18 protein-coding genes are annotated in these 25,405 nt (G+C 43.9%); 15 read left to right on the top strand and 3 right to left on the bottom strand.

The genetic code is table 11. The features are described from left to right. Nucleotides 1-18 precede the first annotated feature (18 nt). The 15 genes from HHL17_RS01375 to HHL17_RS01305 all read left to right on the top strand — a co-directional run bounded on the left by HHL17_RS01375 (nucleotide 19) and on the right by HHL17_RS01305 (nucleotide 18,877). Complete coding sequence (locus HHL17_RS01375; protein ID WP_169223023.1) at nucleotides 19-1,104, top strand: lipopolysaccharide biosynthesis protein; 1,086 nt, start codon at nucleotides 19-21, stop codon at nucleotides 1,102-1,104. Nucleotides 1,105-1,358: 254 nt separating this feature from the next. Further along, on the top strand, nucleotides 1,359-2,405 hold the full coding sequence (gene wecB, locus HHL17_RS01370; protein WP_169223022.1) for a non-hydrolyzing UDP-N-acetylglucosamine 2-epimerase: 1,047 nt from the start codon (nucleotides 1,359-1,361) through the stop codon (nucleotides 2,403-2,405). A 21-nt stretch (nucleotides 2,406-2,426) separates the two neighbouring features. Beyond that, a complete protein-coding gene (locus HHL17_RS01365; protein ID WP_169223021.1) occupies nucleotides 2,427-3,734 on the top strand; it encodes a glycosyltransferase in 1,308 nt (435 codons plus the stop codon). 32 nt (nucleotides 3,735-3,766) lie between these two features. Further along, entirely contained in the window at nucleotides 3,767-4,888 is a 1,122-nt protein-coding gene (locus HHL17_RS01360) for an EpsG family protein (RefSeq protein WP_169223020.1), read from the top strand. Nucleotides 4,889-4,901: 13 nt separating this feature from the next. After that, the gene (locus HHL17_RS01355; protein WP_169223019.1) at nucleotides 4,902-6,119 is read left to right on the top strand and encodes a glycosyltransferase family protein; all 1,218 of its coding nucleotides are present in this window, start codon (nucleotides 4,902-4,904) and stop codon (nucleotides 6,117-6,119) included. 35 nt (nucleotides 6,120-6,154) lie between these two features. Then, a complete protein-coding gene (locus HHL17_RS01350) occupies nucleotides 6,155-7,387 on the top strand; it encodes a glycosyltransferase family 4 protein (protein WP_169223018.1) in 1,233 nt (410 codons plus the stop codon). A 70-nt stretch (nucleotides 7,388-7,457) separates the two neighbouring features. Continuing rightward, nucleotides 7,458-8,927, top strand: a complete 1,470-nt coding sequence (locus HHL17_RS01345) for a glycosyl hydrolase family 28-related protein (RefSeq protein ID WP_169223017.1) — start codon at nucleotides 7,458-7,460, stop codon at nucleotides 8,925-8,927. Between the two features lie 24 nt (nucleotides 8,928-8,951). Next, nucleotides 8,952-9,761 (top strand): glycosyltransferase family 2 protein, encoded by an 810-nt coding sequence (locus HHL17_RS01340; protein WP_169223016.1) that lies wholly within the window; start codon nucleotides 8,952-8,954, stop codon nucleotides 9,759-9,761. A gap of 194 nt (nucleotides 9,762-9,955) precedes the next feature. Continuing rightward, a complete protein-coding gene (gene gmd, locus HHL17_RS01335; RefSeq protein ID WP_169223015.1) occupies nucleotides 9,956-11,068 on the top strand; it encodes a GDP-mannose 4,6-dehydratase in 1,113 nt (370 codons plus the stop codon). Nucleotide 11,069: 1 nt separating this feature from the next. Next, nucleotides 11,070-12,005, top strand: coding sequence for a GDP-L-fucose synthase (gene fcl / locus HHL17_RS01330; protein ID WP_169223014.1), 936 nt, complete (start codon nucleotides 11,070-11,072; stop codon nucleotides 12,003-12,005). Between the two features lie 2 nt (nucleotides 12,006-12,007). Continuing rightward, the gene (locus HHL17_RS01325) at nucleotides 12,008-13,087 is read left to right on the top strand and encodes a mannose-1-phosphate guanylyltransferase (protein ID WP_169223013.1); all 1,080 of its coding nucleotides are present in this window, start codon (nucleotides 12,008-12,010) and stop codon (nucleotides 13,085-13,087) included. A 203-nt stretch (nucleotides 13,088-13,290) separates the two neighbouring features. Next, nucleotides 13,291-14,880 (top strand): hypothetical protein, encoded by a 1,590-nt coding sequence (locus HHL17_RS01320; RefSeq protein WP_169223012.1) that lies wholly within the window; start codon nucleotides 13,291-13,293, stop codon nucleotides 14,878-14,880. A gap of 249 nt (nucleotides 14,881-15,129) precedes the next feature. Continuing rightward, entirely contained in the window at nucleotides 15,130-17,028 is a 1,899-nt protein-coding gene (locus HHL17_RS01315; protein WP_169223011.1) for an ABC-F family ATP-binding cassette domain-containing protein, read from the top strand. A gap of 77 nt (nucleotides 17,029-17,105) precedes the next feature. Further along, nucleotides 17,106-18,101 (top strand): aldo/keto reductase, encoded by a 996-nt coding sequence (locus HHL17_RS01310; RefSeq protein WP_169223010.1) that lies wholly within the window; start codon nucleotides 17,106-17,108, stop codon nucleotides 18,099-18,101. Between the two features lie 89 nt (nucleotides 18,102-18,190). Continuing rightward, a complete protein-coding gene (locus tag HHL17_RS01305) occupies nucleotides 18,191-18,877 on the top strand; it encodes a carboxypeptidase-like regulatory domain-containing protein (RefSeq protein ID WP_169223009.1) in 687 nt (228 codons plus the stop codon). A gap of 51 nt (nucleotides 18,878-18,928) precedes the next feature. Here the strand turns inward: HHL17_RS01305 and HHL17_RS01300 are convergent, their stop codons facing one another. The 3 genes from HHL17_RS01300 to HHL17_RS01290 form a co-directional block, all read right to left on the bottom strand. Beyond that, entirely contained in the window at nucleotides 18,929-20,152 is a 1,224-nt protein-coding gene (locus tag HHL17_RS01300) for a hypothetical protein (RefSeq protein WP_169223008.1), read from the bottom strand. Between the two features lie 120 nt (nucleotides 20,153-20,272). After that, nucleotides 20,273-21,865 carry a RagB/SusD family nutrient uptake outer membrane protein gene (locus HHL17_RS01295; protein WP_169223007.1) on the bottom strand — a complete coding sequence of 531 codons (1,593 nt, stop codon included), beginning with the start codon at nucleotides 21,863-21,865 and terminating at the stop codon, nucleotides 20,273-20,275. A gap of 18 nt (nucleotides 21,866-21,883) precedes the next feature. Beyond that, nucleotides 21,884-24,997 (bottom strand): SusC/RagA family TonB-linked outer membrane protein, encoded by a 3,114-nt coding sequence (locus HHL17_RS01290; protein WP_169223006.1) that lies wholly within the window; start codon nucleotides 24,995-24,997, stop codon nucleotides 21,884-21,886. Nucleotides 24,998-25,405 lie beyond the last annotated feature (408 nt).

The following is a 25,405-nucleotide window of genomic DNA, read 5'->3' as shown; positions in this document are numbered from 1 at the left end:
TACATATAAGTAAGTCTAATGGAGTCGTCCAAACAAAATGCCGCAATTTTAAAGCAGGAAGAGGAGTTTACACTGAGAGACCTGATACTTAAAATACAGGTATGGCTGAAGTATTTAGTTGGCAAATGGTTGATATTGATTTTTGTCGGCCTTGCCGGAGCTGCAGCTGGGTTTTTCTATGCCTTCAAACAGAAAGCGAATTATGTAGGAGAATTGACTTTTGTATTGGAAGATAGTAAATCTGGTGGTCTGGGGGGATACGCTAACCTGGCGAGCCAGTTTGGAATAGACCTGGGTGGAGGGGCTTCCAGCAATTTTTTTTCCGGTGAAAACATCATGGGGTTTCTGGTTTCCCGTTTAATGATAGAAAAAACACTGCTTCATCCGATAAAGGTAAACGGGAAAGCAATAAGCCTGGCTGATTTCTATATGGATTTCAATGAAATGAAAAAGGCCTGGGGGAAAAACCCTGATTTGGCGAAAATCAGTTTCCCGGTTACTAACGACAGGAGCAACTTCACCCTGTTACAGGATAGTGTGCTGAATGTTATTTACAGCACGATAGTAAAGAAAAATCTGAAGATCGGTAAGCCGGATAAGAAGTATAGTTTTATTGCGGTTACCTGTACCACGCCCAATGAACTATTCTCCAAGGAATTTACCACTCAATTGGTGGACGAAGCCACCCGTTTTTATGTTGCAACAAAACTAAAGCGCTCCAAAACGAATGTGGATAAGTTACAGGCAAGTGCCGACTCATTGGAAATTCTGTTAAATAAAAAGACATATAGTGCAGCTGCTGCCCAGGATATCAATATGAATCCGGCAAGAAGGGTAGCTACTGTTGGTAGCGAGTTGGATCTCAGGGACAAAATGATGCTACAGACGATTTATGGTGAGGTTATAAAAAATCTTGAAATTAGTAAGATGTCTATGGAAGGGGAAACTCCGGTCATACAGATTATTGATAGCCCTATATTGCCACTAAAAAAAGAGAAATTAAGTAAGCTGAAGGCGATGATTGTTGGGGGATTTGTTAGTACTGTTCTAATGTTGGTTCTTTTGATTGTCAGGAAAATGTATAGTGATACAATGAAGGAATAGCAGCTTATTTAGCTTGTAAGGATAATGGCATCATCAGAACCGATTTACCATAAAGGGATCTGTTACACTGGCAGGGACCGTAGCGTTCAACATAGTCACAAGAACACGAACGGAAAAGCCCCCGGAAATAAAAGATAGTAGTAATAGCAGTTATGCTAAACCGGGTTTAAAAACCCGTTTGTCCTGTCTTATGAACAGGGGCCGTTGAAGTTAGCTATCCCCCGGAAAATGTATTTAAAATCAGGTAAGAAATAATGAAGAAAATTATATCAGTAATCGGGGCAAGGCCACAGTTCATTAAGCATGCTCCAATGCAAATCCAATTGCAGAAGCATTTTAATGCTTTAACAATACATACCGGTCAACACTATGACCCGGGTATGAGTGATGTCTTCTTTAATGAACTGAAGATCCCCGCGCCTGACTATAGATTTCACCTGAATGGCAAGCTTCATGGTCAACAAACTGCTGAGATGATGACAGAAATTGAGCAGATTGCGGTAAAGGAAAAACCTGATGGCTTGTTGGTTTACGGCGATACGAACTCTACGTTGGCAGGTGCTCTTGTAGCTTCCAAACTACATATTCCTATTATTCATATTGAAGCAGGATTAAGGAGTTTTAACCGGGAAATGCCGGAAGAGGTTAACCGTGTGCTCACCGATCATATATCAGAATTGCTGTTCTGCCCTTCCAATGCGGCTGTTGAGAACCTGAAGGCGGAGGGCATTGAACGAAATGTACATTTATGCGGGGATGTGATGAAAGACATGCTGTCTCTTGCCAGCGGTTACCTGGGCGATAAAATGGAAGGGAAGCCTTATTATTTTGCCACTATCCACAGGCCATATAATACAGATGTTACGGAGAGAATGTTGGTAATACTCGAGTCCTTAAATGCTCTGAATGCGCCTGTAGTATTCGCTATCCATCCCCGTACAGTAAGCAGACTGAGTGACTACAAAGTTGATCTTGCTGCGTACAAAAATATTATAGCAATACCTCCTGTCGGATATTTTGACTCCTTGTCTTATCAGGCCTATTCATTAGGAGTCATAACGGATTCGGGAGGGGTGCAAAAAGAAGCTTACTGGTTAAAGAAAAGATGTATCACCATTCGCAAAGAAACGGAATGGCTGGAAACGTTGACAGGAAACTGGAATCAACTGGTGTTTGACGATGTAGCATCTATCAGGGAGAAACTTGATATGTCACTTTCAGACTATAACGAAGAATTATATGGAACGGTTGATAATTCGGCAACTATTGTTTCATTGCTTAACGATAAATTTTATAAATAATCACATAGCGAATCTGATATTATGGAAAGAGTGTTTGTGATCAGTTACATATATCCTCCCTGTGATAAAACCGGGGCCGACCGGGCATTAGCCATTTCGAAATATTTCCACTTAAATGGGTACTATCCGGTAATTCTTACCAGGAATTGGGACTATCCGTTGAAAGAGGACCTGGATTACATGCGCTCAACAGGGGATCATATTGTTGAGAAAAACTATGACGGACATCAGGAAGTCTATCTGCCTTATGAAGGAAACTTCAGGACGAGGTTTAAGATTAAATATCTGAATAGGTTTAAGTTACTGTCCAAAGTACTGTTTTTTATCGATTTCCTGCTAATGAGTATTGGAATCTATCGGTTTTCAGAATATAAAATTTTCTACGACTATCTGTTCCAGTATTTTAAAACCCATAATGATGTAAAAAAGATCATTATTATCGGAGCTCCCTTTCACATGTTCCATATTGGTTTTTTGTTGAAAAAGCGATTTAATGTAGAATGGATTGCCGACTACCGGGATGATTGGACCACTTCTGAAATTCAGAGTAACAAATTTATGTCTGTTTTTCATAAGATTATTTACCAGTTTGAATGTAAAGCAGAAAAGAAATGGGTTTCAACCGCTTCTTATATTACATCAGTTTCAGATGTTTATACGAAGAGGATAGCAGATTATGTGGGAGTGGCAGGTGAAACCGTGATGAATGGGTATTATGAAGAGCAGTATCAGGACAGTAAGCCTGAGGCATACACGCTTTTTAATGAATTTACCATATTTCACAACGGAACATTGTATCCCACGCAGAAAGTTGAGATTTTCCTGGAAGGATATAAACTGTTTATTGATGACAGGATCAGAGGAACAAACAAGTGTAAATTATTGTTTATTGGTATCAGGTATTGGGAAGGGATAAGTGAAAAAATCGAAAGTGTGCTGAAAGGGTATGAGGACTATTTTGAACTTACCTACAGGATACCCAAGCAGGAACTGATAGATATTATGATGAGATCGCACGTTAATCTCATGATATCACATGGAAAGCATATAAGAGGGATCGCATCCAGTAAAATATTCGACTATATGATGTCACGAAAACCCGTGATTTGTAGCCCATCTGACGGCGATATTGTTGAAGAACTGCTTACCCGGTCCGGGCAGGGAGTATTTTGTGAAACCCCGCAAGAAGTTTATCAGGAACTATGCAAGCTCTCAGAAAAGTATATGCAGAAAGAGCCTTATGATTCACCTTTTAATGAAGAAGAAGTAGTACAATTTTCAAGGAGGGTGCAAACGAAACGATTTGCAATGCTTTTGGATAAAATGTAAAGGGAAACTACTCAAGCAAAAAAGAATATGAGATGATCTTTTATATAACTATCTTTCTGGTATTATCCTCTTTGTTGGTCTTAGATTTTGTGAAGAATGCGGATAGTTTAAGAAGACTGATCTTTTTTCTTGTTATAGCTTTTTTTGTTTTCCTCGCAGGATTAAGATGGGAGACCGGAACGGACTGGAATAACTATTATTCTTTTTTCAAGAATATGAATGCCCAGGTACTGGAGGAAGATAAGGTGTTTGAGCCTGGGTTTAAGTATGTCAACTTCTGGGTTAGAAGCTATACAGATGATTACACCGTCTTCCTGATGATCTGTGCCGTTTTTATCATCTCATTGAAATCTTACTATTTTTATAGGAATACTTCTTTGATCTTCCTGGCCGCTTTCCTTTACTACGCCTATTTCTTTTTTGACATTTTTTTTGTACGGCAGTCACTGGCTATTTCATTTGTGTTGATAAGCAGCCCATTTATTGTAAAAAGAAAGTTTATACCTTTTGCAATACTGATTTATCTGGCTAGTTTGTTTCACGGTTCGGCCCTTGTATTCTTACTGGCATATTTTGTCTATAATCTGAATATGCCCGGCTATGTTATCTTCCTCATTATAGCAGGCAGTATTTTCTTCAGCGTTCTAAGTATTGATGCCTTGGTACTGAAGGCGGTTGTACAATACATGGGGGGGAACGCTTATATTGCCAGTAAGCTGGAGGGATATCTCGAAGTAGGACAGTCTGAAAGCTTTAACTCCGCACTCGGAAAAACAACCGTACTCCTTCTGGGAGTACTTAAAAGGGGAGTGCTGGTCCCTATTTTCATTTGGTTCAGAGATAAAATTGATAAAGCTGATTATAAGGAGTACAACGGATATCTTAACCTGTTTGTCATGGGAACGGCACTATACTTTATAACCAGTAACTATATGGCATTACAGCGTATTTCCACTTATTTTACCCTGTTTGAAATATTGCTGGTCCTGATGGTTGCCAGGCATCTGAGAGGTAAGGTGGCTGCTTCTATCGTGTATACTGTTATTGTTCTATACGCGTTTACTAAATTCTATTATGGTTTTGCCAGCTATAAAGATTTGTATGTCCCATATTACAGTATTTTCGATTCAAACATAGAACGCGTTGTATACTAAATAATGATAGAAGATGACAAAAAATAAAAGAAAGATAGATATAGTGGAGCCTCTTTGGACAGGGGAAAAACATTCTTCTTTTAATGCTGCATTTCTGCAGACCATAGGCGGGCTTTATAAAGATTGTGATATAACTTTTTATGCGGAGAAGAAGCATGCAGCTTGTGTGAAGGAAAAACTGGTAACGGCAGATAATGGTGGGATCCCGAATATCTCTTACTTAAGGACCATTTACCCGGATAAAAAAATAAAACTCCCTTTATTATATCTATTGTCTGTTCTTCAAAGCATCCGGTTTCTTTTTAAAAACTCAAAGTCAGATCTGGTTTTTTTTACAGGTATCAGTCCCTTTGCACTTGTTTTCTTAAGGATATTGAACTTCAAAAGAAAACAATTTCTGGTAGTGTGTCACGGAGAACTGGCTTTTTTGGATGTTGCCACCCATCAGTACCTTAATATGCATTATCGGATCCTTGCTAAAGTATTCCGATGTTCCTTTGCATTTTGTCTGAAATCCAGATATATGTTCCCTATTATCCTGGGGGAGCATATTCTGCAGGGAGTAATGGAATATGTAGATGCCGGACTTCTACGCGCAAAAGCTATTACTATTGAGCATCCATATATTTTTAGTGAAGAAACCGTAACAAAAGATAGTGAACCTGTCCGGAAGCTCAGGATCGCAACAGTAGGGCTTGCCACGCGTGTGAAGAAAAGTCATTACATAATGGAGTTATATAGCCACCTGAATGAAAAAGGACTACTTCCTCAGGTGGAGTTAAGTATTGTTGGGAAAGTAGCGGATTTCATAGAAGAACTGGAGAGAACAGACATCCGGTACTATAAGGCAACAGAATTTATTCCCCAGGAGGAATACGATAGAAGAATAAGCGAGCAGGATTATATTTTGTTTTTTTACCCCGACAGTACCTACCGGTTAACTGCAAGTGGCGCATTCCTTGATGCTATATTACATAATAAGCCGATCATCGCTTTACGGAATCAGTGTTTTGAACACTATATTTCGAAGGTGGGAAGTATAGGATATATAACCGACGATGTAGCAGAAATGGCGGAAGTAGTAAAGAGGTGTGTACAAAACAGAACAGGGGAGGCTGCCCGGTTCGATATTAATATTATTCGGCTAAAGAAAATGTTTGGCATTGAATCGGTGTCGGCGGAGCTTGGAAAGCAACTACTTGATAAAGGGCTGTTGCGGTATAGCAGGTAGCCTGATCAATAGGTTCTCATTTGAAATTTGTTTGTATGAAAGTATTACATATAGCAGAAGCGATCTATGGCGGAGGAGCCGAGAACGTTTTTTTTCGCACGGTTAAAGGATTGCAGGAGAGTCATGATGATCGGTTTCAACACTTTGTAGCCTGCAAGTCCAGTGAGTATGTAAGCATAAAGCCCGATTTGGATTTCAAAGTAAATGGGAAGGAATCAGAGAGTTTGATATCTTATATTTATTCCCGCTCAAATTTCAGACTGCTTTCAGATTATTTAAATAAACTGTGCCCGGATATCATTCATATGCAGCTGGTAGGTAATCTTTCGCCTTCCGTTTTGCATGCAGTATATAACTATAAAAGGAAGTATCCGAAAACCAGGATAATACAGACTGCACATAATTTTGAGCATATCTGTTCTCATTATAGTGCGTATGACTATAGAAAGTCTGTGAGGTGTGTTGATTGCATCAACAACAAGTATAAAACAAAGGTGTTTTATCGTTTATGCAGCCGTAAAGGAGCATTGCACTCGTGGGCCAAAGGAGTGGCTGCCCTGGTTGCCGATTTTTTTTACAACCGGGGGCTGGTAGATCAGTTGATTGCACCCTCCGATTTTCTGGCGAATCTCTTGTTGCAGCGTTACGGAAATGCAGAAAAGGTAAAGGTTGTCCGTAACTCTGTTGATAAGGTAGAAGCAGAAGCCCGGAAGAAGAAGAATATTGTAACATACTTCGGACGGCTCAGTGAAGAGAAAAATGTTGAATTACTGGTAAAAAGTATACCGGAGGTACGAAAGAAAGTACCCGATGTTAAACTCCGGATAATTGGAAATGGTCCAACTGAAGAGAAATTGCGAAGACTTGTAGATGAGCTTGCTATTGTGGATATAGTGGAGTTTTTACCTTTTACGAGTCAGGAGAAGTTGTTTCACCTGGTGGAGGATGCGAAGGCGTTTGTATTGGCTTCGAAGTTTTCTGAGACGTTTGCTCTAGTAATGTATGAGTGTGTATTGATGGATATAATACCCGTGGTTGCAGGGTATGGCGCAATGAAAGAAGGGGTGGAGTGGATGAAATGTGGTTTCCAGTTTGATGGTATAGACGAGGCTGTACTGGCAGAAAATCTGGTCATGGCATTGACGAATTATGAGGCTCACAGAGATAGTCTTGTAAAGGCCCAACAAAGGATCAGACAAGAACTCGGATATGTTCATTATATGAAAAATATAACAGATCTTTATTTAAAAGAGCTTAAAACCAGTTGATTATGGACTCTGTCTTAACTGAGAAAAATTCTTAATATAATTATAGTTGACATTTCTTAAATGTAAGATTATGCGTAAAAAATTGTCATATTTAGGAGTGTACATGTTAATCGCCCTGGTTTCGGGTATACACCCGGTAGCGTTTGCTGATGCCAAATCACCCAAAGGTAATTTTTCACGGATTACAGTGGGTGGGCTTATCGCGGATAATATTAATGTTAAGGATTTTGGTGCAAAGGGAGATGGTGTTACAGACGATCAGGCAGCTATAGAAAAGGCTGCCAATGCTGCTGTAGCCGCCGGAAAAGTATGTTATATTCCCAAAACATCTGCTAACTACCTGATAGGGCAAACTATCCGGGTACTACTTGTCGCCGGCCAGAAATTGAATATCGTCTCTAATGGGGCAACCATTAAACCAACCAGCACTGTCAAAAACAAGGCGGTTGCAGGTCTGACTGCTTTCAGAGAACATGTGTTTTTAGCAATCGGACCGAGCGTAAATACAAATGCGCCCTCGATGGATAAGGTTTTTGACAATAACAAAGGGATAACAGTAACAGTAACAGGCCTTGTCTTTGACGGAAGTAATATTCCTCAGATGGCAGTATCGCCGGATTTTAACACTTCTATTGGAATCGGGCTTCAGATATCAGCAGAGTCGCAGACCGTCACTAACTGCCAGTTTAGAAATCTTTTCGGGGATGGTTATATGGCGTTGGGGCCGGGTACTATGAATTGCAGCAATAATACATTTACAGGTGTAGGGGGAAGAGGAAAAACCCCGGTGATTTTTAATGTTGATAACGACCACTTCGGAGATGCGGTGAATGTTAGTGCAGTGAAGGCAGGAGGAAAACTGAATATAACTAATTGTCAGATGAATGGGCTGGTATTTGGAAAAAGAAGAAGCCGTTGCGGAATAACGCTAAATTTTTCCGCAACTACCTACGCTGTGAATATCACCGGGTGTTCTATAAATAATTACGCCAAATGCCTGCATATAGAGGAATCGGCTGTATCTAATACGACTATAAGAAATACTATATTCACTAATTTTAATATTGCTATTGCAAATACATTGAATAACGGAAGCACCTGTAGTATTTATGATAGTAAAATATATGTTGGGTGGAATAATAATGAGGAAATACCAGGTACTGCTCAGATGATAGTCGCCTATAAAAGCAACGCCAAAACTCAAATGTATAATACCGTTCTTGATTTTAAAGAGAGTGGTGTATACCAGGGCGTAGCGCCCATTACATTATTTAAGAATTGCATTATAAAGGCATATAACCGGAATGTTTTTTTTGCTGATAACCCGGATATGGTATTTGACGGCTGTACATTTGATCGGTTTGGAGGAAGTGCAAAATCTTTTTCTTCATGCTGTGGAACAAAGATGAATATTACTATCAAAAACAGCAACTTTATTGGCGGAGGGAAGGTAATGTCTGACGATAGCAAGATTTCTGTTAAATTCTTAAATTCGAAACATAATATATCCAACAGCTTGCTGGAAGGAAGTAAAAATTAATAATTAAAGGAATAAGCTATCAGCATGAATTTTTTAGTCTCTATAATAACTCCTGCGTACAATGTTGAAGATTTCATAAAAGAAACCATAGAATCAGTTATTAATCAGACCTATAAAAATTGGGAGCTAATTATTGTAGATGACTGTTCTAAAGACGAAACATTCAGCGTTGCTCAGCAGATGGCGGAAACAGATGCGAGGATAAAACCGGTGAAGGCACCCCTGAACGGGGGGGCTGCTGCTGCCCGTAATCTGGGGACAACGCTGGCGAACGGGGAATATATAGCATTCCTGGATAGTGATGATCTCTGGCATCAGGAAAAGCTTGAAATACAGTTGAAGGAAATGGTTAATAAAAACGCTGTTTTCTCTTATTCGGCTTATCACGTTGTTTCAGAGAGCGGAGAGTATCTGAGGGATGTTAAAGTGCCTGATTTTGTTGACTATAAAACGCTTTTAAAGGGATGTGATATTGGCTGTTTGACGGCCATGTATGACGTTCAGAAACTGGGAAAGCAATATTTTTTGCAGCCAGATTCAGCGAACAATAATACAGGACTGCCCGAGAATATATTACGTCGCTGGGGCCGGGAAGACTATGTTCTGTGGTTGTCAATAGCCAAGCAATGCGAAGTGCTTAACCGGAAGATGATCGGAATCCGGCAAGAGCTTGCCTATTATAGGAAAAGGGATGGCGGGATTTCTGCAAATAAGCGGAAGTCCTCAAAGTTCCAATGGATAGTATACCGGAATGTTGAGCGTCTCAATTTTTTTTATGCCTCATATAATTTTATACTGTATGCGATTAACGGTGTGAGGAAGCATTATTTTTAATGGAATGATATCCGTCTTCCTTTTCCAAATGGAGGAGCTGGTTTCCGGTAAATAATCTATCTTCCGAAATAGTCTGGGCTGACAAGACATGACAGGCCGGGGAGGGATAACTTTTACACGGTGAAATATTTTCTACAGGTTCCTGATTTTCTCAGAAAGTTGCTAATATTGCTGATATTATTAATTTGTTCAAGATGAAAATTGCCCTAATCACAGGCATTACCGGCCAGGACGGCGCATACCTGGCACAGCTTTTATTAAAGAAAGGTTACGAGGTTCATGGTATTAAAAGAAGAAGTTCTCTTTTTAACACGGATAGGATAGATCATCTTTATCAGGATCCGCATGAAAAGAATATTCGTTTTAAATTGCATTATGGCGATCTTACTGATAGTACGAACCTGATACGGATTATCCAGGAAGTTCAACCGGATGAAATATATAATCTGGGTGCAATGAGCCATGTTCAGGTAAGCTTTGAGGCACCGGAGTATACAGCTGATGTAGATGGTATTGGTACTTTACGAATACTTGAGGCTGTCAGATTACTTGGGCTTACCGGGAAAACCAGAGTTTATCAGGCATCCACATCTGAATTGTATGGTCTTGTTCAGGAGGTGCCTCAATCTGAAAAAACACCGTTTTATCCCCGCTCTCCCTATGCGGTGGCGAAAATGTATGCATACTGGATCACCGTAAATTATCGGGAAGCCTATAATATGTTTGCCTGCAATGGAATATTGTTTAACCATGAAAGTCCGTTACGTGGTGAAACCTTTGTAACAAGAAAGATTACCCGTGGTGTTGCGAAACTGTCTATAGGCATGCAGGATAAGCTGTATATGGGCAATCTGGATGCTAAGCGTGATTGGGGCCATGCAAAGGATTATGTGGAGGCAATGTGGCTGATCCTTCAGCAGGATAAACCGGAGGATTTTGTTATTGCTACGGGTATCACTACAACAGTTCGGGATTTTATCACCATGGCTTTTGCTGAAGTGGGTATTGAGCTGGAATTCCAAGGTGAAGGGGTAGATGAGAAAGGATATGTGAAAAGCAGTAAGAATGCCGAATGCCCATTGAAACCGGGGCAGGAAGTTGTAGCAATAGATGCCCGTTATTTCAGGCCAACTGAAGTAGACTTACTGATTGGTGATCCTTCCAAGTCCAAATCTAAACTGGGATGGGTGCCTAAATATGATTTGCCCGCCTTGGTAAAAGAAATGGTAGCTGCTGATGTAGAGCTGTTCAAACGAGAGAAGTTGTTAAAAGATGCAGGTTATAAAGTGCTGAACCAATTTGAATAAGATGAAACCTGGAAACAAAATATATGTAGCAGGCCACCGCGGAATGGTGGGGTCTGCTATTGTGCGAAGGCTGGAAAAAGAAGGATTCAATAATATTGTTACCCGTACTTCTGGTGAGCTGGACCTGCGTGATCAGGTTGCTGTAGCTGCTTTTTTCGAGCAGGAGAAGCCGGAGTATGTATTCCTGGCAGCAGCCAAAGTAGGCGGTATCGTAGCTAACAATACCTATCGTGGCCAATTCATTTACGAAAACCTGATGATTCAAAATAATGTCATTCATCATGCGCATTTGAATCAGGTAAAAAAGTTAATGTTTTTGGGCTCCTCCTGTATTTATCCAAAGATGGCGCCACAGCCATTGAAAGAGGAATACCTGCTTACAGGACCATTGGAACCTACTAATGAACCGTACGCCATTGCCAAAATAGCCGGGATAGAAATGTGTGATGCTTACCGTGCCCAATATGGCAGTAACTTCATTTCTGTAATGCCTACCAACCTATATGGGCCTAATGATAACTACGATCTGAATAACTCCCATGTATTGCCGGCCATGTTGCGTAAAATGCACGAGGCGAAGGTAAATAACCAGCCGGAAGTAACCTTATGGGGTACCGGTACACCTAAACGGGAATTTCTGCACGCCGATGATATGGCTGACGCCTGTTTCCACCTGATGCAACATTATGATGAAAAAGGACTGGTAAATATCGGTGTAGGGAAAGATATCAGCATCCGTGAACTGGCGGAATTGATTCGGGAGATTGTAGCATACAACGGAAAGTTAGTTTTTGATACTACTAAGCCGGATGGCACTCCGCGTAAATTAATGGATGTAACCAAACTACATAGCTACGGCTGGAATGCTGCTATCGATCTGGAAGACGGTATTCGCGACGTCTATGAAGAAGTGAAAAAAACACTTTGGTCTGCTTAATTATGGAAACCAAAAATACCCACGTTTTTATCATGGCGGGTGGTGTCGGAAGCCGCTTCTGGCCTAAAAGCCGCAATAATTACCCCAAACAGTTTATTGATATTCTGGGAACCGGGAAATCTTTATTGCAGCTGACATATAACCGGTTTCTCCGGTTGTGCTCTCCCGCGAATATCTATATTGTTACCAACTGTCAGTATAAAGAACTGGTACAACAACAACTCCCGGATATCGCCGAGGAGAACATTCTGTGTGAACCCTCCCGGAACAACACCGCACCCTGCATTGCCTATGCTGCCTTCAAACTGGCAGCAAAGAATCCGGATGCCAATATGGTGGTAGCCCCTTCCGATCACTTTATCCTCTATGAAGATATCTTTATAGATAAAATCCGACTGGCCCTGGATACCGCTGCTAACCAGGCAGCGCTGCTTACATTGGGAATTACCCCTACCAGGCCGGATACTGGTTACGGTTATATTAATTTTATAAAGGCTGGTGAAAATGGTATACACAAAGTAAACCGCTTTACAGAAAAACCCCCGTTGGAAAAAGCCCGGGAATTCCTGGTCGGTGGAGATTATGTATGGAATGGCGGCATCTTTATCTGGAATGTCCAAACAGCCTTGACTGCCTTTAAGCAACATGCTCCTGAGATCCATACCCTTTTCCAAAAAGGGAATGAATATTACAATACCGATCAGGAACAAGCTTTTATTAATCAACACTATCCACATTCCCCCAATATTTCGATCGATTATGCGATCATGGAAAAGGCGGACAATGTATATACCATCCCGGCAGACTTTGGTTGGAGCGACCTCGGTACCTGGGGGTCCTTATATGAAGTAGCTGAGAAACAGGATGGCAGGAATGTAACATCCGGCAATCTTCAACTGGAAAATACCGAAAACAGCATTATACATCTGCCGGCAGGCAAGATGGCAGTCATCAGAGGTCTGAAGGACTATATCGTGGTGGATGATAATGATGTGCTGTTGATTTATCCTAAACAAGATGAACAGGATATTAAAAAAGTTACTGAGAAACTAAAATCTGGTTCTCAAACACATTATTTGTAGTATTTTCGATTGCCCGTCGATGTTATCCTGCGGGCAATCATTCATTTCTTTCGATTCATCCCGCCGCTGTCGCCACAATTTATTGAAAATACTATCTTTGCGTTTTGATGAAACCTGCCATCATACTTTGTCAGGTCATTGTGAAGATGTTTGTGAATACCTGATTCCGTGAATTAATAAATTTTAGAACCAAACAAAAATTAATGAAGCATCTCGTTTGGGTAACGGCAATCCTATTGCTGGCCCGTGCAGCCAGTGCACAGGAGAAATTACCGGTTATTCTTCCGTATAACCATATGAACATACGGGAACTCTACCTTGACTCCAGCAACCACCACACTGCCTTTAAACCCATCCTCCATGTGGACACCAGCGCTATGTACACACAAGAGGACCCTGTAAAGCGTAGCCTGCTTTACCGTAAATTGTTCCAGGAGCATTTGCTCGAGTTCAGAAATAAAGAATATAACGTCTTTATAGACTTCCTGCCAGACTTCCAGATTGGTAAAAGCCGTGAGGGCAACAGGACTACCTGGCTGAATACCCGGGGGGCCATTATTCAGGCCAACATCGGTACCAAGTTTTATTTTGAATCCTCCTTTTATGAGAACCAGGGTAAATTCCCCTATTATCTCGACCAGTATATCCGTAAAAATGATATCGTTCCCGGTCAGGGAGCTATCAAGGATTACAGTGAAGGAAAGGCATTTGATTATAATTATGCCAACGCGCTGTTGTCCTATACGCCCAACAAATACCTGAATGTCACTGCAGGCTATGGGCAAAATTTCATTGGAGATGGTTATCGCTCCCTGATACTTTCTGATATTCAGTTCAGCTACCCCTATCTCCGGTTAACCGGGAACCTTGGCAACGTGCAATATACCGCCATGTGGGCCCAGTTTATGGATAAACACAGTAAGGACTTTGCCGCCGCTTATAGCGACCTCGGCTACTATAAAAAATGGGGCGTTTTCCATTTCCTTGACTGGAATGTCAACAAACGCCTGACTCTCGGGCTCTTTGATGCGGTGATCTGGCCAGATGCTGATTCTTCCGGTCGTAAACGTGGCTTCGACTGGAGCTACATGAACCCGATCATTTTCCTCCGCTCTGCCGAGTTCTCTGAGGGCTCCTCTGATAACGCCCTGGTAGGTGCCAATTTCAAATACAAACTCCTCCCCAAAACCACCATCTACGGCCAACTGGTACTGGATGAGTTTAAAATCAAGGAGGTATTCGGCGGTAAAGGCTGGTGGGCCAACAAACAAAGCTGGCAGCTGGGCTTCCGCTCATTCGACCTATTTAAGGTGAAGAACCTCGACCTGCAGGGAGAATATAATGCTGTAAGGCCCTACACCTATAGCTATAAGAGCACCCTGATCAACTACGAACACTATAACCAGTCGCTGGCACACCCATTAGGTGCCAACTTCCAGGAAGTGCTGGGCATCGCTACCTACCGTTATAAACGCTGGTACGGCCGCGGAGAGATCATGTATGCCAAATACGGGGATGATCCGGATACAAAAACCAACTTCGGTCACGATATCTCCAAGCCATATACCACTCACCCTAACGAATATGGCAACTGGATAGGACAGGGTATTAAAACCAACCTGCTTTATGCACAGGGCACCGTCGCCTACGTCCTGAACCCGAAATACAACTTAAGGGTGGAGGCATCCCTGGCCGCACGCAGGCTCAAAAATGACATCACCGGCTCCAAAACCGACCTGATATTCAACTTTGGTCTCCGTAGCTCCTTCAGACAGTTCTATTACGATTTTTAAATAAGTAAGTGCTAAAAACACGCAAGCCCTTCCGCTTCACGCGCAAGGGCTTTTTATTTTTCGCAAAAGAGGGGCAAGGATAATGGACAAAGGCCGAAATAAAACGAACAACAAAAATCGTTATCATTAGGTGTAGGATTATCCGTCCGGCTATCCATTCCTATACTGAATATACGAAAAAAATCATAATATCAAATACATAATTCCGGATTTGGGGGAGTTTTCCTGAATATGTATAACTTCGCGGTTATGCATTACGTTACAGTAGAAGGGCTCACTAAATCATACGGCGTTAAGCCATTATTCCGGAATATCTCTTTTCATATCGAAGAAGGCGATAAAATAGCGCTGGTGGCGCTAAATGGAACAGGTAAATCCACCCTGCTTAAAATTATCCTGGGCAAAGAAGCTCCCGATGAAGGAAAAGTATGGATACACAAGGATGTGACCGTTGTAATGCTGGAACAGCAGTCCAATTTCGACCCCACAAAATCCGTGATCGAGAATATCTTCGATCATGATAATCCCATACTGAACGCTATCAAGGAATACGAACTCCTGACCGAAGAAGGCCACGAGCCGGACGTGGAAAAGCTCACTGCCGCTTTTGCCCGCATGGACGAGCTGAATGCCTGGCACTTTGACGCGAAAGTGAAACAGATCCTCGGTAAACTCAATATACACCACCTCGATCAGCCGGTAGGCTCCCTCTCCGGCGGGCAACAAAAGCGTGTTGCCTTGGCTAAGGTATTGATAGACATTGGGTTCGAACATAAACACGTGCTCCTGATCATGGACGAGCCAACTAACCACCTGGACGTGAGCATGATCGAATGGCTGGAAAACTACCTCGATCAGGAAAGGGTAACCCTCCTGTTGGTAACGCACGACCGGTACTTCCTTGACAGCGTCTGTAATGAGATCATGGAACTGGACCAGGAGCAGCTCTTTATATACAAGGGAGACTACGAAAACTACCTGGAACGTAAAGCCTCCCGGGAGGAAATGGACCGGTCCAGTGTGGAAAAAGCACGCAATACCTACCGTAAGGAACTGGAATGGATGCGTAAGCAGCCCAAGGCCCGTACCACCAAATCCAAGGCCCGCCAGGATGCTTTTTACGACGTAAAAGAAAAGGCTTCCACCAGAATTGCAGACCAGCAGCTGGAACTGAATGTGAAAATGACCCGCCTCGGTGGTAAAATCCTCGAGCTTAAAAAGGTCTACAAGGCATATGGTGAGCTGACCATCCTCAAAGGATTTGACTATACTTTCAAAAAAGGAGATCGTATAGGCGTAGTCGGCAAAAACGGGGTGGGAAAATCCACTTTCCTGAACATGCTGTTGGGTACTGAACAACCAGATTCCGGTAAAATCAACGTAGGGGAGACTATCGTGTTTGGCAATTATTCCCAAACCGGGCTGGTGGTGAAAGAAGATATGCGTGTGATCGAATTTGTGAAAAACATCGCTGAAAACTTCCCGCTGGCCGATGGTTCCAAGGTGAGTGCGGCCCAATTTCTCGAACTCTTCCTGTTCCCCGCGGAAAAACAATACACCTATATTTCCAAACTCAGCGGGGGAGAGAAAAGGAGACTGCATCTGCTTTCTATCCTCTTCCGTAATCCCAACTTCCTGGTGCTCGATGAGCCCACCAATGATCTTGACCTGCCTACGCTCAGCATCCTGGAAAACTTCCTGCTGGAATACCAGGGCTGCGTGATCATCGTTAGCCACGATCGTTACTTCATGGATAAACTGGTGGACCATCTCTTTGTATTTGAAGGTGGCGGGGCAGTAAGGGACTATCCGGGTAATTATACCCAATACAGGGAATGGCAGAAGGAAGAGGACAAACGTAAGACTGAAGAGAAAAAAGAGGCTAAAGCTGAAGCCATTCAGGCACCTGTTGCTGCTCCAACGGAAGGTGCCCGCAAAATGACCTTCAAAGAAAAAAAGGAGTTTGAAAATCTCGAAAAAGAGATGGAATCCCTGGAAGAAGAAAAGAAAGCGATTGAGGCCAAACTGGCCAGCGGCACACTGCCTTATGAGGAAATGGAGCCACTCACCCACCGGATAGGGGAGGTGATACAGTTGCTGGATGAGAAAGGCATGCGCTGGCTGGAATTAAGTGAACTGAATGGATAAAATAACAGTTATATATCAGAGAGTCCGGGGATATACCTCCGGACTCTTTTATTTTTGACTTAAAACAAAAGGCTATTATGGAATACAGACAATTAGGGGAATCAGATTTAAAAGCATCTGTGGTTACTTTCGGGGCCTGGGCTGCCGGTGGCTGGATGTGGGGAGGAACGGAACGTAAAGATGCTGTAAAGGCCATCAGGGCTTCCTACGACGAAGGGGTTACTTCCATTGATACCGCTCCGATATATGGACAGGGCACCAGCGAGGAAATTGTTGGAGAAGCTATCAAAGGTATCCCACGTGATAAAGTGCAGATCCTGACGAAGTTTGGGATGCGCTGGGACCTCGCCCAAGGCGATTTTGCATTTAAGAGCCAGGATAACCAGGGAAAGGATATCGATATCTACAAATACGCCGGTAAAGCCAGTATTATCAAAGAATGTGAAGACACCCTTCGCCGTCTTGGCACTGACTATATTGACCTGTACCAGATCCATTGGCCGGATTCCACTACCCCCATTGGGGAATCGATGAATACCGTGGCAGAGCTCATTAAGCAGGGCAAAGTGCGTTATGCCGGGGTATGTAACTATAATGCTGAACAATTGGAGGAAGCCCGTAAATATGTGCCGTTGGTGTCTGATCAGGTGCCATACAGCATGGTGAAACGTGGCATTGAAATGACTGATATACCTTATTGCATTAAGAATAACTTGTCCATCCTGGCTTACAGCCCGCTGGAGCGTGGCCTGCTGACGGGTAAAATGAAGCCCGGTCACCAGTTTGCTCCCGGTGATCACCGGGCAGGTATCTATTTCTACCGGGACGAAAACCTGAAAAGGACCAACGCTTTTCTGGAGAAACTATACCCGTTGGCGTTAGCTAAGAATGCGACACTTTCACAGCTGGTCATTCGCTGGACGATCGAACAACCCGGTATCACCATTGCATTGGTAGGTGCACGGAATGCTGAACAGGCCGTGCAGAACGCTAAAGCCGCTAATATTCAACTCACAAGAGAGGAAATCAGCTTCATCTCAGCGGAGCTGGATAAGCTGGTGCTGGAAAAGTAATATGCTGTTAGTGTGGCCGGTGCTGTTATAACAGCACCGGCTGTACGTTTTCAGTCAAAAGGTGTAACTTAAAAGTATATTGTTAAGTTATGCGAAAGATACCCCTGACTGTTTCTATACCGCACCCATGCCACCAACCCTGGGAGGATATGACCCCTGACACCCGCGGCCGTTTCTGCGGAAGCTGCCAAAAGTCAGTCATTGATTTCTCTGTTCTCTCCGATAGCCAGCTAATAGAGCTGTTATCTGACACTTCCCAAAAGTATTGTGGGCGTTTTAAGAAATCGCAGCTGGACAGACTGATACTGCCGGAGCAGCAGGCGACGTCGCTATTGCCCGTTGCAGTATTGGGTGTAATGTTGTCTGCCGGCCTGCCGGCTATCGCGTCAGCGGCAGACAATCACCAGTTGTCTGCTACCAGTGATACTACCGTGTCGCGTACCATTACAGGAAAAGTGACAGAGAAAGATGGTACTGTAGTGCCAGGGACCAGTGTGTTCATCAAGGGAATGAAAACAGGTACTGCAGTAAATGAACAAGGTCTTTATCAGTTAAGTGTACCTTCCATATCACCGGAACAGCATATGACGCTGGTCTTTTCTTTTATCGGGTTTGACAGGGTGGAGGTGCCGCTAACAGGACAGCAGACAGTGGATGTGGTACTGACGCCTGCGGTAATGGGTGGTTGCGTGGTGGTGGCTGGTGGTGCGTTTGTGAGAAAGGCTACTCCCTGGCAGCGTCTCAAATACAAATGGAAAAGATTGTGGCATCGATAGTTTTTCATAAAAAGCCCGGCACCTTGAATGCCGGACTTTTTTTATGAAGTATCATTGTTTTTCTACTTTCTTCAGCCGTTCATTCATGGCAGCAATCTGCTCCTGTTGCTGGATAATATAAAGAGTGAGTTCTTCCACTTTCTGTAGCAGCAGTTTATTCATTTCTCCCAGATCTTGTCCGTTTTTCTCTACTTCGGCTGCTGCTGGGATATTAGGTAGATGTTTATATGTATTCACGTATTGTTTTATTTCCTGTAATGCCGGCAGCACATAATTGGCATGGAACACATAATCCGGCCATCCGGTAGCAGTTACTTTTACCCTTTGCGCGGTGATGGTGCCAGCCACGGCCAGTTTGGACTGTGGCGTGGTAGTTCCGATGCCAACGTTTCCTTCGTCTTTTACCGGCTGCAGGATCAAGTCCTGCCATTGTGTGAGATTATGATTATGACTGCCCACAATGGCGCTGCCATTGGCTGCGGTACCAATCACCACACGGTTGCCGGCATCTTTGTTGTTACCAAAGTCTGCTGCGATCCATCCCGGGGAGATACTACTGCTCTCCTGTGCAATCAGATTGGTAAACGAGTTTCTCGAGTTGCCAGACCAGGCCGCGTCCATATTCCTGAAACGCTCAGAGGCTGTATTGCCTGAAACAGTAAGTTTTTCTGTAGGATCAACGGTGCCGATGCCCAGATTACCGTATTGCCGTTCAGGTTGGAGGATGAGGTTTGCCCAGTGTTCCAGGGCGCCGTCATGTGCGCCTATGATGGCTTTGCCATTAAGAGCGTTCCCGATAACTACCCGGTTCCCAGCATTATCGTTGTTGCCAAAGTCAGCTGCAATCCAACCATAGGACATTGTAGCGCCCTGGGCGGTAAAGTTGTTGAAAGAGTTCCGGGAGTTATCATTTCGGAATGAGGAGGAGTTATTTCGAAATCTGTCGGCAGCGGCATTGCCGTTTATCTGTAAAGCGGTAGTGCCATCATCGGAGGCATTATTGACAAGCAACCTGTTGTTGGTCTGGATGAAAGACCCTCTGAGGAACAGCGGCTGAAATGTGGCTGTACCGGGATTCACCACATCCACATAACCGCCTCCATTATAAAAATAGAGCATCAGGCCGGTATAGTTACCGATGTTGTATTTGCCAGACCCATTAATGAACAGGGCGTTGTTAGTAGTGTTGCCACTATCGGTAATGGTTTGCAGCTGGCTACGGGCAATAGATGAGAAGGAGAGGATTAAAAGGGAAAGGGATAACGATTTTTTCATGACTAAAGTTGAATTTAAAAAGAAACTGTCGCGAAGATAATCATTATGAAGATGTACTAAAAAATGGAAAACGGGGACGGCTATACGCCGTCCCCGTTTGTATTGAAAGAGAAAAGAGGATTAGTTGGATCTTACAGGTGCAGAAGTATTGCTCGGGGCATTGAAGTCCAGCTCGTTCTGCGGAACGTCCCAGTAATCAAGGTAGTTGTATTCGATAGTGGCATCGGTATCCAGTTTATTATCCGGTTTTACGACCCATACGTGTTGACGGCCACCGCCCTGTGCAGCAGGTGCGGTAACGCCCCATCTTCTGGCATCATAGAACGCCACATTTTTCAGGAAGAGGCCAATTCTTCTTTCACGGCGCAGTTCTTCCAGTGCATTGGTTTGAGAAAGGCCGGTACCAGAAACATGTGCCAGTCCTGATTTCTGAAAATCGCGAACGTTGTCAATGTGTTTCAGTCCTTCGTCGATATTGCCGAGGCGGATGTTAGCTTCTGCGATCATCAGTTCATTTTCTTCATAGGTGCAGGCTACCGGGAGTTCAGCAAGACCGCTAGTAGTGGATGCCCAATCACCACCATCGCCTATTTCATAGAGATACCATCTGGTAGCATATTGCGCGCCCCTGTTTCTTTCGTTGCCATATGGAGCATACGGACCGTCTATGTTGCGGGTAAAACGTTCATCACCATCTTTGAAATCCTGGACAAGACGTTCGCTGATGTTCTCCCAGCCAATCTGCAGGCGGTACGGGGACCAGGCTGTGATGGAAACGAGGTCACCCACATCTGCGCTGCGCATGGTAAAGATCTTATCATCTTTGGCGACACCGGCGGTAGCCAGGGTTAATACGTTGGTCCAGTCTGCATTGGTCATTTGGGCTACCTTTTTGTTGACGAGGAGGTTTCTGGCTTTATAGGTAGCAATATGCCTTTTCCATGCGTCGGGGCTTATGACACCACCTTTGCCGGTAAAGGTGAAGTCAGGAATCAGGCGTTTGAACAATGCATTGTAGGCGTTCATGTTGCTCACCTTGTTCAGTTCTGCCGCACAGGCGTCGAAGTTGTCGTTGCCTAATTTTACGATGGCATCGTGTGTAATGAACTCGTTGTTCATCAGAGTACCATCCACGAACTTGTCGGCTTGTACGCCGGCGATGTAGATGGAGCCGATGCGGGAGTAGGCAAAGCCTTTCCACCAGTAGGCAAAGGCGCGGATCAGTGCTTTTTTGGTAGCTACTTCATCGGCGCCGCCAGTCATGGCCAGATCGCTTTGGGCGGTAACGTCGAGGATCTGGTTGGCCTGATTATTTACAAAGTAGAGAGCTGCCCATTCGTTGTAGAAGGCATTGTCATTACCAAAAGCGCGGTCATTTCGGTTTTTGAGTTCTGTGCCCTGAGCGCCTCCCTGAGGGGGAGTCAGCACGGTACCGTTGGACAAGCTGATTTTTGAAACCTGGTTCACCCATCTCCAGGAGTAGTTGCCGGCGCTGATCGTGTAACTGTCGCCCATAACGTCGTGGTTGGCCAAGGCGATCCACCAGAATTCCAGACCAAATTTGGTATAGATGCCGAGTGTACCTCTGATCAACCCTTCTTCTGTTTTCAACACCGCCGGCGTGGGCTCATTCGGGTTCAACAGGTCCAGGCTGCTCTTACTGCAACTAAAAAGAAGGGATGCTGATAATATTGTAAGGAATACTTTCTTCATGATCGTGAGTTTTTGTTTTTAGAAACCGAACGTTACACCAATTTGTATGGACCTGAAGTTGGGGAAGGAGTATACATCGATACCTCTTCTGATCGGGTTGTTGACGCGTGCGCTGGCTTCAGGGTCCAGTCCTGAATAGTTGCTGATGGTGAACAGGTTTCTTCCTGTTAGGCTGATCTGTGCGGTGTTGATGAATTTGTTGGTCAGGAATTTATCCAGTCTGTAGTTCAGGGTCAGGTCACGCAGTCTCAGGAAGGAACCATCTTCCACAAAGACGGAGTTGGTGGTGTTGGTGTTGTAAATACTGTTGTAATAAGCAACGAAGGCGCCGGTCTGGCCATTGATGGTAACCGGTTTTTCCAGGTCGCTGCTGATTTTATCGGCGTATAGCCATTGACGTGTCTGGTTGTAAATCTGACCGCCATATTGCCAGTCCAGCTGGAAGGACAGTGTAAGCTGACCGTTGAAGGTGAGCGTATTGTTGAAGCTCATATTGAATTTAGGCGTAGGGTCACCGATTTTTTTGTTCTCAGTGCCGAACATAACGGCTTTGGTATTTTTATTTACCACATATCCGTTTGGACCTACTTCATAGTTACCTTTTACAGCAGTGCCAGGAAGTTCGTCGAGGCTGGTGAGGGGAGTAACGCCAAAGAAAGCACCTACGCTTTCGCCTTCTTTCAATACGAATTGACCTTCACCTGAACCGCCGATGGTGATGGGTTTGTGATTGGAGATGTAGTCAACAATAGAGCGTTGTTTGCCGAATTTTACGCCAAAATTCCAGTACAGTTTTTTGCTTTCCAGCACATCCAGATCGAAGGAGAACTGGAAGCCGTTGGATTTGAGTGTGAGCGCATTGGTCAGGATACCACTTGCGCCGGTAGAGGGCGAAAGATCGATAGCACGGATAACGTTATTGGAGCTTCTTGTCCAGTAAGTAGGATTAACAGAGAGTTTCCTGAACCATATACCTTTACTCAATTCGAGACCGAGGTCGATACCCACTTCCAATTCTTTGGATGTTTCTACGGTAAGGTCAGGGTTATTCAACGTTCCTTTGAGGACGAGATAGTTGGCCTGGCCGATAGCGCCTTTTTCAAGGGTAATCTGACGGTCATAAACGCCAGGTTGGATACCGGCCGCGCCATAAGCACCTCTGAGCTTCAGTTCATAGATGCTGGGGATTTTTAACAGTTCGCCCAGTCTGAAGTAAGCGTCACTGCGACCGAAGGTGAATGGTTTGGTACCGCGGCCGAAAGCAGAAGAGTAGTCCACTCTTACGCCACCGGAGATACCGAACAGGTTGCCGTAATCAATGCGTTGGTTGACCAGGTAACCGTAGGTCACGAATTCCTCGCGGGTTTCATCGTTGGCTTTGGAGGCGGCATTAGCCATTGTGAAGGGAGGGAAGGGGGCGAAACCGACACCTTCCATGACAATATTGCCATACACACGTTTACGCCAGTCGTATGCAAACTGAGTGGAGGTGGTGATGGGGAGTTTCATGTTAAAGTCGCGTTCAAAGTCTGTTTTTACGAACACGGTCAACAGGGAGTTCTGTGTAGTCTCGTTGTCCCTGTCATAGGTCAGCTTTCCGTTAAACGGATCGATGCCTTTACCGGGAGTCAGTGTTTTTTCCTGGTTATGAATGAAGTTGGTGAAATCGTAGCGATAGTAATCGATACCGTATTTGTAGTCTATTTCAACAAACTTTATAGGTTGATAATTGAGGTTGATGCCCTGTACTATACGACTGGTTTTAGCTTCATATGTCCTGTTTTGAAAAGAGTAGAAAGGATATACGGAGTTATCTGTCAGGATGGTATTGAAAGGGTAGTTACCGATAGAATCTTTGAACAGCAGATCCTCATATGGATAAGAAGACATCGCTGAGCCCAGGCCACTGAAAATGTTATTCTGGCCGGTGATAGCGCCAGTGGTATTTTTGGAGGTGATGAGCTGTGTAGTGGAGCGCAGTTTGAGGTTTTTCAGGATGTCCGCTCCTACGTTCAGTGAAAGGTTGGTCCTGCTGTAGTCTCCATTGATAATACTGGTTTGTTGGAGGTTGGAGAGGTTGAGTGCAAAATCATATCCTTCCCGGCCGCCGGAAATATTGATGGAGTTGTTGTAAGTGGGGGCACTGTTTTTAAACAACTGATCAACGTGATCGTATATCGGCTCTTTGAAGTTCTTATCTGTTACGGTGTTGGGTGTGATATCCCGGTTAGGCTGGTTCCAGATGCCTCTGGCATCGGGCTTGATGCGCTTTCCGGAAGGGTCGATGATGTATCCTTCCGCATCGGTGGGATAATAGTGTTTGGAAAGATATTTGAAGTTACCTTTCAATACATCGTCAAAGCTTACTCTTGAGCTGAAGTTAACATTGATCTTACCGGAGCGGGAACCTTTTTTGGAGAAGAGCTGGATGACACCGTTGGCGCCCTGTGCACCGTAGATAGTAGCAGCAGCAGCACCTTGTACCACTTCGACTCTTTCAATGTTGGACAGGTCAAGGTCTGCGAGCCTGGAAGAAAGGTTACCGGAAGAACCGTTTTGGCTGCTACCAGCATTGATTTGCACACCGTCGAGGAGAATCATCGGTTGCGTACCACCCAGTGAGTTGATACCGCGTAAGATGATCTGTGCCTGTTGGCCTGGTTGACCAGAAACAGATGATATCTGCGCGCCGGCGACTTTACCTACCAGCGCCTGATCGATAGAAGCGGCTGGTACTTTAGGCAGATCTTTTCCGGACAATGATTCTACGGCGATGGCGACTTTTCTTCTGTCAGTGGCCGCACCCACACCGGTGACGATGATTTCCTGTAAGCCTTTGGTATCTACATGCATGGCAACATCTACGCGGCTTTTACCGCTGGTAGATACTGTTTGGCTAAGAAAACCTACATAGGAAAAAACAAGCGAGGCATTGTCTCCAACCGCTATTTTGTAACTACCGTCGGGGCCAGTCATAGTCCCTGTTCTGCTGCCGCTGATACTCACCGTAACGCCTGGTATGGGCGATCCGTCTTTTGCATCTGAGACTTTACCATTGATTGTCCGTGTCTGAGCATAACTATGCACAATACTGCTGGCCACGAACAGCCATAAGAGTAGCAAATTTTTCATGAGCAATTTAGATTTTGATTTTCTGAGATAACATTTAAAGACAGGAATTCCCCTACCACTTACAGTACATGGCTCCGAGCTCAGTAAAGAATCAGGGGTAATTCCTTTGATTACTGTGGGTCACTCACGAGTATGCTTGTAAATGGCAAAAACAATCATGCAGGCTGAACGCAGCCCGAAAAATGACAGTATGGACGTTAAATAATTACTTCGTGTAAAAAATGAAAAACAAGTGTTACGATGCTTTGGATGATACTTTGATCATAGGTTATTTAGATTTTTTAGGTTGAAAAAGTTTCTCTCTTCCCGTCAAGGGTGCAACAGCACAATTTTTTTAGACTTATGATTATTTCGCTAATACCAGAATGGATTTGGTTCCAAACAATTCAGCAAATATTATGGGCAATA

Origin of the sequence: Chitinophaga fulva (genome assembly GCF_012927205.1) — a bacterium.
GTDB lineage: Bacteria > Bacteroidota > Bacteroidia > Chitinophagales > Chitinophagaceae > Chitinophaga > Chitinophaga fulva.
The sequence above is the reverse complement of the archived record's forward strand: the minus strand, read 5'-3'. Positions and strand labels throughout refer to the sequence as shown.